General features: G+C 37.4%; 17 protein-coding genes. 1 reads left to right on the forward strand and 16 read right to left on the reverse strand.

Going from position 1 to position 15,163, the window contains the following annotated elements:
• Positions 1-6: 6 nt before the first annotated feature.
• From hemW to fmt, 5 genes are read right to left on the reverse strand one after another with little or no spacing between them, the layout of a single operon-like run.
• Complete coding sequence (hemW, locus tag EPJ89_RS01505; RefSeq protein WP_161636669.1) at positions 7-1,110, reverse strand: radical SAM family heme chaperone HemW; 1,104 nt, start codon at positions 1,108-1,110, stop codon at positions 7-9.
• Complete coding sequence (locus EPJ89_RS01510) at positions 1,100-1,360, reverse strand: MazG nucleotide pyrophosphohydrolase domain-containing protein (RefSeq protein ID WP_237558269.1); 261 nt, start codon at positions 1,358-1,360, stop codon at positions 1,100-1,102. The genes hemW and EPJ89_RS01510 overlap by 11 nt, the downstream gene beginning before the upstream one ends.
• On the reverse strand, positions 1,353-3,155 hold the full coding sequence (gene lepA, locus EPJ89_RS01515; protein ID WP_125164735.1) for a translation elongation factor 4: 1,803 nt from the start codon (positions 3,153-3,155) through the stop codon (positions 1,353-1,355). Before lepA ends, EPJ89_RS01510 begins: the two co-directional genes overlap by 8 nt.
• Positions 3,156-3,668: an ECF transporter S component gene (locus tag EPJ89_RS01520; protein ID WP_125164736.1), complete on the reverse strand. Its 513-nt coding sequence runs from the start codon at positions 3,666-3,668 to the stop codon at positions 3,156-3,158. It abuts the gene before it with no gap.
• Positions 3,665-4,591, reverse strand: a complete 927-nt coding sequence (fmt, locus tag EPJ89_RS01525; RefSeq protein WP_161636671.1) for a methionyl-tRNA formyltransferase — start codon at positions 4,589-4,591, stop codon at positions 3,665-3,667. Before fmt ends, EPJ89_RS01520 begins: the two co-directional genes overlap by 4 nt.
• 170 nt (positions 4,592-4,761) lie before the next feature.
• Between fmt and rpsT the strand changes: the two genes are divergently transcribed.
• Complete coding sequence (rpsT, locus tag EPJ89_RS01530; RefSeq protein ID WP_125164737.1) at positions 4,762-5,025, forward strand: 30S ribosomal protein S20; 264 nt, start codon at positions 4,762-4,764, stop codon at positions 5,023-5,025.
• A 22-nt stretch (positions 5,026-5,047) separates the two neighbouring features.
• On the opposite strand, the gene holA is transcribed toward rpsT, so the two are convergent.
• From holA to EPJ89_RS01585, 11 genes are all read right to left on the reverse strand, one after another.
• Complete coding sequence (gene holA / locus EPJ89_RS01535) at positions 5,048-5,983, reverse strand: DNA polymerase III subunit delta (protein ID WP_125164738.1); 936 nt, start codon at positions 5,981-5,983, stop codon at positions 5,048-5,050.
• Positions 5,980-7,707 carry a ComEC/Rec2 family competence protein gene (locus EPJ89_RS01540; RefSeq protein ID WP_200542750.1) on the reverse strand — a complete coding sequence of 576 codons (1,728 nt, stop codon included), beginning with the start codon at positions 7,705-7,707 and terminating at the stop codon, positions 5,980-5,982. The genes holA and EPJ89_RS01540 overlap by 4 nt, the downstream gene beginning before the upstream one ends.
• On the reverse strand, positions 7,698-8,153 hold the full coding sequence (locus tag EPJ89_RS01545; protein WP_244660776.1) for a ComEA family DNA-binding protein: 456 nt from the start codon (positions 8,151-8,153) through the stop codon (positions 7,698-7,700). Before EPJ89_RS01545 ends, EPJ89_RS01540 begins: the two co-directional genes overlap by 10 nt.
• 64 nt (positions 8,154-8,217) lie before the next feature.
• Positions 8,218-8,688 carry a transcription elongation factor GreA gene (greA, locus tag EPJ89_RS01550; protein WP_003773073.1) on the reverse strand — a complete coding sequence of 157 codons (471 nt, stop codon included), beginning with the start codon at positions 8,686-8,688 and terminating at the stop codon, positions 8,218-8,220.
• Between the two features lie 23 nt (positions 8,689-8,711).
• Complete coding sequence (gene udk, locus EPJ89_RS01555; protein WP_161636673.1) at positions 8,712-9,341, reverse strand: uridine kinase; 630 nt, start codon at positions 9,339-9,341, stop codon at positions 8,712-8,714.
• 16 nt (positions 9,342-9,357) lie between these two features.
• Positions 9,358-10,515, reverse strand: a complete 1,158-nt coding sequence (gene mltG, locus EPJ89_RS01560; RefSeq protein WP_345944259.1) for an endolytic transglycosylase MltG — start codon at positions 10,513-10,515, stop codon at positions 9,358-9,360.
• Positions 10,424-10,765: a DUF1292 domain-containing protein gene (locus EPJ89_RS01565; RefSeq protein WP_125164741.1), complete on the reverse strand. Its 342-nt coding sequence runs from the start codon at positions 10,763-10,765 to the stop codon at positions 10,424-10,426. Before EPJ89_RS01565 ends, mltG begins: the two co-directional genes overlap by 92 nt.
• Before the next feature lies 1 nt (position 10,766).
• Positions 10,767-11,201, reverse strand: coding sequence for a Holliday junction resolvase RuvX (gene ruvX / locus EPJ89_RS01570; RefSeq protein ID WP_125164742.1), 435 nt, complete (start codon positions 11,199-11,201; stop codon positions 10,767-10,769).
• The gene (locus EPJ89_RS01575; protein WP_125164743.1) at positions 11,202-11,462 is read right to left on the reverse strand and encodes an IreB family regulatory phosphoprotein; all 261 of its coding nucleotides are present in this window, start codon (positions 11,460-11,462) and stop codon (positions 11,202-11,204) included.
• A 55-nt stretch (positions 11,463-11,517) separates the two neighbouring features.
• A complete protein-coding gene (alaS, locus tag EPJ89_RS01580) occupies positions 11,518-14,127 on the reverse strand; it encodes an alanine--tRNA ligase (protein WP_200548835.1) in 2,610 nt (869 codons plus the stop codon).
• A gap of 255 nt (positions 14,128-14,382) precedes the next feature.
• Positions 14,383-15,003 carry a TrkA C-terminal domain-containing protein gene (locus EPJ89_RS01585; protein ID WP_125164745.1) on the reverse strand — a complete coding sequence of 207 codons (621 nt, stop codon included), beginning with the start codon at positions 15,001-15,003 and terminating at the stop codon, positions 14,383-14,385.
• Positions 15,004-15,163 lie beyond the last annotated feature (160 nt).

The raw sequence follows: 15,163 nt of genomic DNA on the forward strand, positions 1-15,163 counted from the left end.
GGTTTTTTATTCATCATTTAAGATAGACATGAAAGGAAGCAACGTATCATCCAACATTACAAATCCTTCAAATGTCGTTTTTAACACATCTTCTGTTTGGTATAGAAGTTTACGAGAAATACCTTCTTCAATCGCATCGTTGAAAACCTGTGTCATAGGAATACCAAAGCGTTCTTCAAATCGCGAAAAGGCGACACCATCTTTAAGACGCAAGCCCATCATCATAAACTCAAACATCTCGTCTTCGACCGTGAGGTCGATGACTTCATGGTACGAATCTTCTTTGAGATACATCCCAAGTTTAGTTGTCCAAGTCTTACGTTGATGATTATGTTTCAAACTCGAACCCGGACCAAGGGCATAAAAATCTTCATAACGCCAATAAACTTGGTTATGTTGACTTCTCGATCCCGGAAGTGCAAAATTTGAAATTTCATACTGTTCATATCCTGCATCCTCCATTAATTGAATGCACGAAAGAAACATTTCAGTTTCAAGTTCAATCGGAACAGGTTGAATGCCACGTCTTCCAAATAATGAATTGGGTTCAACAGTTAAGGCATAAATGGATACATGATCAGGTTTCAGTGCAATAACATCGCGCATCGATGCTTCAAAACTTTCAAGCGTTTGTCCAGGAAGTCCATACATCAAATCTAATGAGATGTTTTCAATTCCAATTTTACGCAATAACTTAACCCCTACCTCAACATCATAAAATTTATGGTGTCGGCCTATTTTTTCGAGGAGATCATCATGTGTTGTTTGAACACCCAAACTCATTCGGTTCACACCGTAATCGTGAAGCATCTGAACATTTTCTTCCGTAAGATTTTCTGGATTGCCTTCAAACGTCCATTCATAATCATCTGCAAGTTTCGGTTTCAATGCTTTAAGTAACGCTTCTAATTGATCATCTTCAAGAGAAGTTGGGGTACCACCCCCAACATAAATTGTTTTTAGGTTACCGGGTAAACCATTAATTTGTTGGATCAAACGAATCATAAACTGATCTGAAATTTGCCGTGCGTAATGAAAGCGCGTAAAATCGCAATATCCACAGATATGATCACAAAATGGAATATGGACATAAAGTGCTTTAGTACTCACGTTTCATCACCTCATCAATTTTATCGTTAATCAACAATTCGATATCGTAGTCACGATCGAGACATATGGAAATTGTATACATGAGTACATCCGCAATCTCTTTCTTAAAGTTCGCTTCATCATTCAAACTTTCTTGCAATTCAAGCGCTTCTTCCACAACACATGCGGTCATAAATTCGATGGTATCTGTTTTATCCCAACCAAAGTGTTCTCGCATCGCTTGAATGCGTTTATTAACGTGACTATTCATCATCCATTGACAGAACAGACATAAATGCTTCTTGAGGTATTTCCACTGAACCAACTTGCTTCATACGTTTCTTACCTTCTTTTTGCTTCTCTAAGAGTTTCTTCTTACGTGAAATATCACCACCATAACATTTCGCAATAACGTTTTTACGGAGTGCTTTGATGGTAGAGCGGGCAATAACTTTCTGATTAATAGCCGCTTGAATTGGAACTTCAAACTGTTGTCTTGGAATAAGTGTTCTTAGTTTTTCAGTAATTGCTTTTCCACGATTAAACGCAAAGTCGCGATGGACAATGGTTGATAGTGCATCGACAATTTCTCCATTGAGAAGAATATCCATCTTCACAAGATTGGATTGTTGATAGCCAATAAACTCGTAATCAAAAGATGCATAGCCTCGAGTCGTTGATTTAAGACGATCGAAGAAATCAAAAACAATTTCCACAAGTGGCAAATGATAAACAATGTTCATACGGGTACCATCAATTGTTTGCATATCCATATATATTCCACGTTTATTTTGACAAAGTTCCATTACAGCACCAACATAGTCAGATGGCACCATAATTTGAGCCTCGACAAAGGGTTCTTCAACATGATCAATCACATTTGAAATTGGCATTCTTGATGGATTGTCTAATTTTAACATTTCTCCATTTGTTAGGTAAACATGGAATTCAACTGAAGGTGCTGTCGCGATTAAATCAAATTGAAATTCGCGTTCCAAACGTTCTTGGATTACATCCATATGAAGCAGGCCTAGGAAGCCACAACGGAATCCAAACCCAAGTGCTTGTGATGTTTCTGGCTCAAAAACAAGGGAGGAATCATTCAATTGCATTTTCTCTAAAGCTTCTCTTAAATCTGTATAACGTTTACTATCAATTGGATAAAGCCCACAATATACCATTGGGTTTAATTTACGATATCCTGGTAGTGCTTCTTTGGCAGGATTATCCGCGAGGGTTATTGTATCCCCCACGCCAATTTCTTTAATGGATTTGATGCTAGCACTAATCCATCCTACTTCCCCCGTTACGAGTTTATCTTTTTTGATTTCAGTGGGTGTCCGCACACCCAATTCAGTCACCTCAAACACTGCACCAGAAGCCATAAATTTAATCTCGTCGCCAACTTTAACTTGGCCTTGTTTAATATTTACAAATGCAATAACACCACGATAGGTGTCATAAATCGAGTCAAAAACCAAGGCTTGTAAAGGTGCATCAAGATCCCCTTGAGGGGCTGGAATTTGCGAAACAATGCCTTCCAAAACTTGGTCAATATTTAAACCTGTTTTCGCACTGATTAACGGTGCATTACTTGCATCAATACCTAATACGTCCTCAATCTCACGTTTTACACGTTCTGGATCTGCAGAAGGTAAATCGACTTTATTGATAACAACCATAATTTCCAAGTCGTTTTCAATTGCAAGATATGCATTTGCGAGTGTTTGTGCTTGAATCCCTTGTGTCGCATCCACAATAAGAATTGCGCCTTCACATGCAGCAAGAGAGCGAGACACCTCATAAGTAAAGTCAACGTGACCAGGAGTATCGATTAAATGGAAGATATACTCTTGTCCATCATTTGCTTTATATGCAAGTTGAACAGCATTCAGTTTAATTGTAATCCCACGTTCGCGCTCAAGATCCAACTGATCCAATAATTGCGCTTGCATATCACGGTGTGCAACCGTATGTGTTTGTTCTAAAATACGATCCGCTAATGTTGATTTTCCGTGGTCAATATGAGCGATAATAGAAAAATTTCGAATATTTTTTTGATTCATTTAGTTACCTCTTAAATATTTCATTAGTTTTTGTAATCTTGGATAAAACAATGTCGCCAATATGACTGCGAAAATACCTTGAACCAAATCACCTTTTAAGGCCACAAAAAAGGATGGCCAGCTTTTGGTTAAGAAAACCGCAACAAACCCATACATCGTCATCATCCAAAGTGCTGCCAGTGAAAAGGGAATCCATCGTTGACGTGTATCAAGGTAGCGTTCTAAAAGCTTAATAATAATAACTTCCCCCGCTTTGATAAAGAGAGAAAAAATAGCGTAGACAGCATAACCACCTGCAATGTCGGCTAAAGCACACCCAACACCTGCCGCAAAGATCGCACCTCCAAGCGGAAGCATAATTGGGGATACCATAATAACAAAGTCACTGAGATTAAGATATCCTCCGGTTGCGGATGGTATTTTAATGATGAGTGTTACCGTCGTAATCAACGCTGTAACAATACCAATCATGACTAAAGTCTGTGTACGTTTTACTTCATAATTTTCTCTCATTCAAATCGTTTCCCCTTCCAATTTCGACCCAGTCCATTTGCGAAATCATGAGCAGACGTTATCGGTTTTCCTGCTGGCTGTATCAAAGTAATTGTAACGGATCCATTAACACAAGCAACGGTAAGCCCACTCTCATCTACTGATATGACTTCCCCAGGTGCATACGAATGACTTGATTCGGACATTGTAACCCCATGAAACTTAACATTCATCCCTTCCACAACACCATATCCAACCGGCCATGGAATTAGACCTCGAATATGATTATAAACATCAAAAACAGATCTATTAAATGAAACAAACTCATCTTCGCGTTGAATTGTGTAAGCGAGTGTGACGTGTTCTTTATTTTGTGGTACAAATGATAAATCGCCTTCAAGATAAGCTCTTAAATCCTCTTGAATTAGAATTTTGGAAGCCGCCATTAATTTTGACTCGACATCGCCCATCATGTCATGATCATCAATTGATACGCGTCGAGATGCGAGCATATCCCCACTATCCATACCGACATCCATTCGCATTAACGTAACGCCTGTTTCCTTTTCGCCACGAATGATTGACCAATGAATGGGTGCCCCTCCACGATATTTTGGGAGCAATGAAGCATGAACATTCAAACAAAGAAATTTTGGATAGTCTAAAATGGCTTTAGGGACAATCTGTCCGTAGGCACATGTAACCACTAAATCGGGTTCAAATTTTAAAACATCTTCAATTGATTCTTTAATTTTGATGGGTTGAATCACCGGAATTTCGTGCTTTAAAGCTAATTCCTTAACAGGGGGTGCCTTTAAAACCTTTTTACGTCCAAAAGGACGATCTGGTTGGGTCACCACTGCAACCACATTATAACCATCATCTAATAATTGTTGTAACACAACACAAGAAAAATGTGTTGTTCCCATAAACATAACGCGCATATTATCACATCCTAGCACATATTATAACACGTGCTCGAAACAAGTGCATCGTTCATTCTTAATTTCCAAAAAACATTATTTGAACCAATGTGAAATTTATATCACTGAACTTACACATTGAGCAAACTTCAAACGTGTTACAATGTTTCTATACTGGGAGGTGGCAATTTATGGCAATTATCGCAAGTAATGCAAAACGAACAAAAACAAATCGTAAATCGGAAGCTGCAAACAAGAGCCAACGTTCAAGTTTGAAAACAGCACTTCGTAGTTTTAATTCCGCAATCGAAGCTGGTGACAAAGAAATGGCAGAACGCCTATTCAATCAAACCAATTCATTGTTGGATAAATCGATTACAAGCAACATTCATCACAAAAACTACGTAGCCCGTAAAAAATCCGATTTATCATTAAAACTTAACACATTAAAATAACCTTCATACGAAGGTTATTTTTTTATATTATTGCTTCAATCATAAACAATTCAAATGCTACAAATCGATCAATTTTTCCTTGTTTCACATCCTGATCGATTTGGGCAAGCTGATTTAAGAGTTCCAACAAACCAAATGACGGACGCATCTGGTTTTTCACCAGAAAATAGACTTGCTTTTCTGAGAGCGACAACCGATCAGCAATCCCCTTGTTTGAAATCCCTTGTTCGTATAAGGCGCTGATTTGATAAATCTTACGAAAACTGCTTCCTATAAGTCCTAAAAGAGCAAGAGGGTCTACTTTCTGCGCGAGTAGATTTTGATAAACAGAAAAAGCCTTCCCAATGTTTTTATCTAAGAGCGCATTTGAAATCGCAAAAATATCCTCATCGATATTTTTAGAGATTAGCTTAACAACGTGCTCTTTTTCAATATCCTGTCCGACCAAACTTAATTTGTTTAATTCTTGATAAAGACGTGTCGTATCGTCACCAACTCGCTCAAGCAATTCAACCATGGCAGCATTCGACATTTTAAATTCAAGCCGTTCAATTTCTTGTTTCATCAATATACTTAGCTGACCCACATCTGGATCCTTAATTTGATGGACACGAGCATGCTTCGCAATTGCTTTACCCATCACAGATTTTGCCAGCGGTTTCTTCTCAAAAATAACAATTAGACTTACATCAAACATTGATTGTGCCATTAATTCACTTAAGGATGTTTCCATTTCTTTTATCAAATCATCATGAGTTGATAATACAACCGCCTTTTTATCGCCAAAAAGTGAAACCGTTAAAGCACTTTCCAAAACATGATCAAATAAAAAACCCTTATCACGTGTGTCAAAATGTGATACATCGAAAACACCATACTGGTTTTCATATTCTTTTATGATACTCTCTACCTTACGTTTAATCAACGAAGGTTCTTTTCCTACGATTACGTCTATCATCTTATCACCATCCCTATTATACCAAAGTGACCACGATTTGAAACAAAGTAATCAAAGAATGGCGTAAACACAAAGTCAATCGTGCCCATCTTCGACGTTTCTAACACTTCAACATCATTCGTTTTTAATATGTCAATGACTTCTTTGTGTGGATGTCCGTATTGAGAAGGATCAGAACTAATTAAACCAAATTGAGGTTTTAAATCCTGTATAAAGCGTGAGTCAGTTGCGGTCCTGGATCCATGATGGCCCAATTTAATTAGAAAAATTGGGTCATCAAAATGATAGAATCGGAGCAATTCGCGCTCTTGTTCTTTTGATGCATCCCCCATAAATAAAAATGCATACTGTTTTACTTTTAAACCTAAAATTAAACTGTTGTCATTTTTTGTTCGATAAACCTTATCGTACAACAATTCATGGAGCAATTTGAGTTGTGCACCTTTTTCTTCAATGATGTTCACGACTTTATAGTCTTTTATTACGCGATTTTGTGACCCATTATGGTCTTGGTCGCCGTGCGTAATAATCAATTGATCGATTGTTTGAATTCCATACGCTGAAAGAACGCGGCGAACCTCAGGATACGCTCGCGGACGACCCGTATCGATGAGTGTTGTATACAAAGAAAATGGAGTTCGGATTAAAATACTGTCCCCTTGACCGACATCAATAAAAGTAATGGTATAACATGGATTATAGAGGGTCATCAAAGCAATGCACAAAATGCGCATCAAAGCACTCGTATTCGACTTTACTTTAAAGAGGAAAAGCAAACAAATAAGTGGTGGTGCTCCGTAGACTGTAAAACGTTTCTCAATCCAAGTATTTACCGTATTCATCACCGCAAAGAACCGGTCACAATAATGCAAAGGGAGTCCAAGCAAAATGCATCCATACAGTATCAAAAAGATAAATCCCATAATGGGTTTCAAAACGCGAACCATGACAATACTCAACAAATCCAAGCGTTTGCACGAATAAAAAACTAAGACAAAACGTATAAACCATCGCGGTGCATGTTGGCATAAAGAAGTTAAGTTTGATATAAGTAGTGGACCATAAATAATAAGAAATGATGGATTTTGGAGCGGTTTTGGCAAGAGAAAAATAAGAATTATTATTGTTACGTGTGGTGAAAATACTTGCCGCAACAAAAAATTTAAATTTGATGCATTCACTCCAAAAAGATACTGATACCAAAATGTCACACCTGCATTAATTACGTGAGTACTTATTGAAATTTGAAAACGTTTTTTTAAAATGATGAGCAGTTCTGAAAGGGATCGAATTTGAAATGAAATCAAAGCAAGGTAGGATTCGCGACGCTCGAAAAAGTACGATTCAAGGTAGGGATATTGATGGATTGTTTGATAAATAGAGTCAATCAAGGGTAATTTCACAACCTTAATGTAATTTCCTGAGTGCACATCATTCCCAAGAAGCCACAGTAAATCACCTACCTCGCCTGTATAGTTCATCAACAATCGCTGCTTGGTATTAAAACGGTTGAGCCATAAACCCGTATCATCCACCGCAACAACAACTCCCAGCGGAAATGAATATTGATGAATTTGCGTCATTAACAGAAAAAGCAGTGGAAAAAGAAAGCGATGTGGATGTTTGCGAAAACAGAGTAAACCAGTCCAAGCACAACCTAAACACATTTTTAAAAGAATTCCATCAACCAAGGTTCCAAGTAACATTCCGTAGATTAAATGCATACAAAATCTTTAATCCGTTCCAAGAGTTTAGGTCCAATTCCCTTGATATTGAGGAGTTCATCGATACTCATAAACTTTTGATGGTGAAGCCGATATTGAAGAATTGCTTCAGCTTTGCGAGGTCCAATTCCCTTTATTTGCACTAAATCTTGTTCACTTGACGTATTAAGTGAGACACATGTTGTTTTCTTCATTTCTAGTTTAAGGTGTTGGCCTTCATAGAAAGAAGTTATGTTGGGTAAGTTTTTAATGTTTGAGGCCTGAATACCAAGCCGTGCAAGAATTTTTAGTATGGTATCATTACTTTCTAAAGCAACATCATAGGACTTATCATCGATATCAATCCGTATCGATGTCTTCTTTTGAAACGTCAATTCATTCATATTCATGATGAATTGAAACGACGCAACACACACGATTAATGCAATAATTACAATAAATTTCATGAACCACCCCTTAGTTAATTATGATATTTACAAAGTAATTCATAAAAAAAGAAGCTTACGCTTCTTAGTTAATTTTTAGAACTTTAACCTCATATGGTTCATCAACTTGAACTTCAACAACGTCGCCTTCTTTGGCTTCGTTCATTGCTTGTGCAAGTGGTGAAACGTTTGAAAGTTTACCATTTTCAGGATCTGCTTCAACAGAACCTACGATTGAAAATGTTTCTTCAATTTCCATTTCCATATCATAAATCGTAACAGTAGCACCCAGACCAACTGTCTTGTGTTTTTTTGCTTTGTCACCATCAATAATTTCAACTTTTGTTAAAGTTGCTTCAATTTCACGGATTCGAGCTTCAACACGTGCTTGACGATCACGAGCTGCATCGTAATCAGCATTTTCAGACAAGTCACCTTGTGCGCGTGCTGCTTTTAAATCTTCAATAACTTCTGGACGTTCAACTTCGATTAATTGGCGAAGCTCACGATTTAATTCATCTAAACCAGCCTGTGTTACAGGAATTCTTTCTGTCATGTTCATCACTCCTTGAATAAAAATTATAACACACTCGTACCAATGATACTACTTATTTTAGTTGTAAGTAAATCAATCGCAACGGTGTTATGAGCCCCTTCGGGAATAATAATATCAGCATAGCGTTTTGAGGGTTCAACGAACTGTTCGTGCATAATACGAACCGTTGACATATATTGCTCAATAACGTGTTCCAACGTACGTCCACGCTTATTTACATCACGTACAAGACGACGTATAAATCGAATATCTGCAGGTGCATCCACAAAAACTTTGATGTCGAGTAAATTACGTAAACGAGAATCATCTAACGTCATGAGACCTTCTAATACAATAACATCATTACATTGAATTTCTTCTGAATACTGGCTGCGTGTATGATTCATAAAATCATACACAGGTTTTTGAATTGATACCCCTGACTTTAAAGACTCCATATCGGAAACTAATAAATCCATATCAAATGCAAATGGATGATCATAATTGGTAGCCAAACGTTCTTCCATAGGTAAGTGACTTTGGTCCTTGTAATAGTCATCCATTTTAATGATGACTACTTTTTGTGTCTCATCGAAGTGTTTTTTTAATTTCTTTGCAATACTAGATTTACCGGATGCACTTCCACCAGCAATCCCAATAACAATTGGACTCATTATAGCCTCCTAATACTTAATTGAGTATCTCTTTGACACGTTGGTCATGTTCTTCAAATGTTTTTGAATAATATATTTTTCCATAATCTGGATCGTTTTTGTCTGCTTTCACGTTTGCGACAAAGAATAAATAATCATGATGGGAATAATTAAGTACCGCTTCAATGGCAGACTCCGAAGGATTCAAAATAGGTCCCGGAGTAATCCCTTCATAACGGTATGTGTTATAAGGCGAATCAATTTGATTGTTCGTCATCGATTCACAATCATCCCAATCTTCAAACTCATAAAGTGCATAACAAATGGTCACACTTGATTCAAGCTTCATTCCTTGTTTTAAACGATTGATAAACACACCCGCAACATCCTGCATATTTTCATAACCTGGTGCTTCATACTCTACAATCGAGGCAAGACTCAAGAGTTGATAAGGTGTCATACCTGAAGCATCAATACGATTTTTATAGTTTTGATACTTATCATTACCATTTGAAATAAGACGTTCCGTAATTTCTTCTTCGGTATTGTTTACATTAAATTCATAGGTATCAGGATAAAGATACCCTTCTAACAACACCTTCGCGTCTTTATTTTTGAGTAAGTCTTGTGACAATACTTCATATTGAGACATTAATGATTCAATGTATTTTGGATCATTCCAAAGTTCTAAAAACCGTTCCGCTTTGGTATTGGTCTTCAGTGAAATTTTCTTTGCGATATCTTTTGCCCAGCTTCCTTCAATCAATGTGATGGTTACTGAACCTGTCTTATCATGCTCATAGGAAGGTTGCTCAAGATACTCAAGAATGCGTTCCACATCCCAACTTTTATCGAGGTTAAACTGCCCTTCATAAAGTTGATCATGATTTCCTAATTTCGCTTTAATTTTGGTGAAAAAAGAGGATCGAACAATGCCTTCATCGGCTAATCGATCAATCACAGCAGACATTGTGTCACCTTCGTTCACATTAAAAAGAACAGTTTGACTGTCCTTTGAAATGCTTTGTGTGTTGATATTGAAAAGAAGCATAAATCCTATAACCGCCATCACACACACAAGCAAAAGGCCACCAAGAATTTTCTTAGTGTGAGTGGTCATGGCCACATCCACAACTGCACTCATGATCTTCAGACGCTTCGTGATCTTGACCGCAAGCACATCCGCCTTCTTCACTTGATTCATCGTGTTGGATAATAAATGCATTAAATACTTCTTCAATCATAGCCCATTCTTTTGGATCTGTAACAGCATTTAATGTTCCATCTTCAACATAACTTGAAACGAAAACTTCGCCTGTTGTATCTTCTGGACTTACATATAAAACATATTTTTTGTTGAATGTATCATCATCAAACGTAAATAAAATATCCATTTCTTGTTCAGTTCCGTCATCATTGATGACAATAAGTGTTTTTTCTTCCATTTTAATTTCCCTCCATAAAACGGCGTTTATCCAAATATGTTTGAAGTATATGAACGGCCGCAAGTTGATCGACAACTTTCTTTCTTTTTTTTCGTGATACATCTTGATCAATGAGTTGACGATTTGCCACCACACTTGTAAGTCGTTCATCGATGAGTACAACTTCACAATTAAACCAAGACTCCAATGTCATTTTAAAATCTTCAGAAATTTGGGCACGCTCCCCAACATCATTATTCATCATCTTAGGAAAACCCAATGCAATTACTTTAACGCGCTCTTTTTTGATTAAAGCTTCCAATGGTTCCTTTAACTCATCTACTGAGACTTTGTAATACAATGTCTCAACTGGATGAGCATACATTCCAAGCCCATCAGACAGCGCGACACCGCACGTTTTCGATCCAAGATCGAGACCAATTATTTTACCTATCATTTATTTTTCACTAAGATAAAAACGTACTAACTCTTCAATAATTTCGTAACGTTCAACTTCCTGAATCTTCACACGCGCGTTATTGTGCGAAGAAATATAAGCTGGATCATTTGAAATCAAATACCCAGAAATCTGACTCACGGATTGATAGCCGCGTTCCTCGAGTGCTGATTCTACTTCAGCAAGGATTTCTTTAATTCGATCACGACGAACTTCATCTGAATTAAAAGCCATTGTTTCTGTCACATTGTGTTTCGACATTTATATCACATCCTTTATTTCTATTTTATCGTATAAACCTTAAAAGATAAAGTTATTAAGCAATTTTGTTAGAAATCACTAATTTGGCATCATTTATTTTAGTGATATCTTTACCACCGGCTTGTGCAAAATTAGGTTTACCACCACCATTACCACCAGTTGTTACTGCTGCTTCTTTCGCTAAATCTCCCGCTTTAATACCAGCTTGAATTGCTTTTTCACTGCATCCCACAACAAAGTTTACTGAGGATGCTTTATGATTTGCAACAAAAACAATATCGACATGATCACGAATGCGTTCAACAAGTTCTTTGACAACATTCATCTCTTGATCTTCCATATCAATCCAAACAAAACTCAAGTCATTTCCTACCTGTTCAGCCATTTGAATATACTCTTGCGTTTTAGCCTTGAGAACATCCGCCATCATGAGTTTGTATTTGCCTTCTAACTGCTTGATTTCTGCTTCCATCTCTTCAATCTTAGTTTGAATTGATTTTTGTGGTGACAATTTAAGTTGTGTGCGAATTTGATCGACTTCCAATTCTGTTTCTTTATATGATTCATAAGCACCGAAACTTGTTTTTCCTAGAATACGGCGAACACCTGAACCAACACTTTCTTCTGATACTAGTTTAAAGACACCGATTTCACCTGTTCCATGCGCATGGGTTCCACCACATAATTCCATAGAAGCATCTCCCATTGTCACGACGCGAACAACCGATCCATAATTTTCTGAAAATAATGCCATCGCCCCCATTGCTTTTGCTTCTTCAAGTGGTTTCTCAACAACCGTAATTGGTAACGACTCCGCAATCCATTGATTAATCATCAGTTCAACTTTTTCAAGTTGCTCATCCGTTACCTTTTCAAAGTGTGAGAAATCGAAACGGAAATAGTTTTCATCAACATAAGAGCCTGCTTGCGACACATGATCGCCAACGACAGTCTTTAATGCAGAATGCAATAAGTGAACACATGAGTGATTTTTTCGAATTAAAATTCGACGTTTTGCGTCAATTTTCAAATCAAACACTTGACCCATTGTAATGGTTCCATCTACTTCGACAAAATGAAGTGGCTGTCCACCATTCGCTTTCTTAACATCAAGAACATTTCCTTTAGCACTATCGGATTCAATGGTACCTGTATCCGCAACTTGTCCACCACTTTCAGCATAGAAACATGTTTTATCAAAAACAACATGCCCCTTACCTGTAAAGGCGTCAACTTGCTTGCCATCCACAAATAAACCCACAACGCGACCCTGTGTTTCAAACGAATCATAAATAAACTCACTGTTTTCTTTGAAATTTAGAAGATCTTCTTGTTGCGAACCCATAGATTCAACTTTTTGACGACTGCTGCGTGCGCGTTCTTTTTGTTCTTCTAACGACGCTTTAAAACCTTCCAAATCAACGGAAACGTGATGTTCTTCTGCAATTTCTTGTGTTAATTCAATTGGGAAACCGTAGGTATCATAGAGTTTAAACGCAACTTCCCCTGTGATGATTGCCTCTTTGTTTGCTTCAATTGTATCAAGTAAGAGTTTCTCACCGCCTGCCAATGTCTTCGCAAAACGCTCTTCCTCACTCAAAATCAATTTCACAATCATATCGCGATGTTCTGCTAGGTTTGGATATGCATCTCCCATAACTGCAATAACATCATCTACTAATGTATGAAGGAAGGTTCCTTCAATTTCTAACACTTTACCAAAACGTACAGCACGACGTAAAATGCGACGTAAAACATAACCACGTCCTTCATTAGAGAACACGGCACCATCTGCTAGTGTAAAGACTAATGAACGAATATGATCAGAAATAACACGGTATGCCATCACATTGTCGTGATATTTAAGCGGTGTCAATGCTTCAATTGCTTGGATGATTGGAATAAATAAATCTGTATCAAAGTTTGTATCACCATCTTGAACAATACTTACAAGACGTTCAAAACCCATTCCTGTATCAATGTTTTTCTGTGGAAGTTCTTTAAAGGTATGGATATCCCCACCTTCAACACCATCAAATTGTGAAAATACAATGTTCCAAACTTCAACATAACGGTCATTTTCAAGATCTTCAAAGAAAAGACGCTCGCCGATATGTTCGGGATCATATTTTTCACCGCGATCATAAAAAATTTCTGAGTTCGGACCACAAGGACCATCACCAATTTGCCAGAAGTTATCATCCGTGCGTAAAATACGTGATGGATTCACGTTATATTTATTAACCCAAATATCAAAAGCTTCTTGGTCATCTGTATGCACACTAAAATACGCTTTACTTACATCCAAATCAAGCCATTCTGGAGAAAATAAAAACTCATATGCAAACCCAATGGCTTCTTCTTTAAAATAATCTCCGATTGAAAAATTTCCGAGCATTTCGAAAAATGTATGGTGACGCGCTGTCTTACCTACATTATCGATATCATTGGTGCGCAATGACTTTTGGACGTTTGCGATACGTGGTTTCTTAGGTTTAACACGACCATCAAAATATTTTTTAAGTGCAGCAACCCCAGAATTAATCCATAAAAGGGTATCATCATCGATTGGAACAAGGGGTGCACCCGGTTCAATCATGTGATCTTGTGCTTTAAAATAATCCAAAAACATAGTTCTTATTTCACTACTTGTAAGTTGCTTCATAACTTCCTCCTAAACATAAAAAAAACATTCCATCCAGGAACGTTTTCACGCGGTACCATCCTGATTTATACAAGTGTATACATCTCTCCTGTTTTTAACGCAAACAATACGGAGTTTCCTCATCTTCTAAAGGAGCATTGATTTCGTGTTCCTCAAGTTTTTCACCAACCAACTTGTCTCTAAAAGTTCCAACAAAACCAATATATCTTTAGTACGATTTTTCAAGATTATCTTATCACATCACACTTTATTTGACTAGTCTTGAACCAACATTTCTACCTTAACAACATCCGCCACATGTCCCACTACCACCAAAACATCGTTTTCTTCAAAAACAGCATCCGGTCCAGGGGATAATATCATCGTACCTTGGCGATTTAAAGCAATGATTGTCATTTTTGTAGTCTGATAAAATGCGGAACTCCCAATCGTTTGACCAATTAGTTTTGAACCCGCGTGTAAGGTAAATTCAAAACGTTTTAAGGGATCTGAGAATGAAAATCGACCAGACAAATCCACAATTTGACTGATTATCGTTCGAATTTCCTCATCAATCTCATGACGCTTATCCATCAATGCATTCAGACGATGCTTGAGTTGAGTGACATCAGAAACCGAAGAAAAAGAATCTAAATAAGCAATCGCAGCTTCTTTCGCACCGATAATCACACCATAATTATTGGCCACATGAACCACCTCAACCTCTTCAAGAAGACTCATCGCTCTTCGAATCGTTTCAGGTGATACACCGTATTCACTTGATAAAATGGATCGCCCCGAGATCCGTTCACCTTCAAGCAGATCATTGCGTGCAATTCGAGCTGCAATATCCAGGGCAATTTGTTGATATCGTGCTTGTTTTTTCTTCGTCATCATCTCTATCCTCGCATTCACTCTATATTCTAAATATTACCATAAATTATCGATGTTACGAAAGAAAACAATATTTCGCATACGATGACCCACAAAAAAGGCATCCCTGTATTCTTTAGGGATACCTGATAGAACTTCAAACAATCTAATCGTGGTATATGCA

Source organism: Erysipelothrix sp. strain 2 (EsS2-6-Brazil) (assembly GCF_016617625.1).
In the GTDB taxonomy this organism is placed as follows: domain Bacteria; phylum Bacillota_I; class Bacilli_A; order Erysipelotrichales; family Erysipelotrichaceae; genus Erysipelothrix; species Erysipelothrix piscisicarius.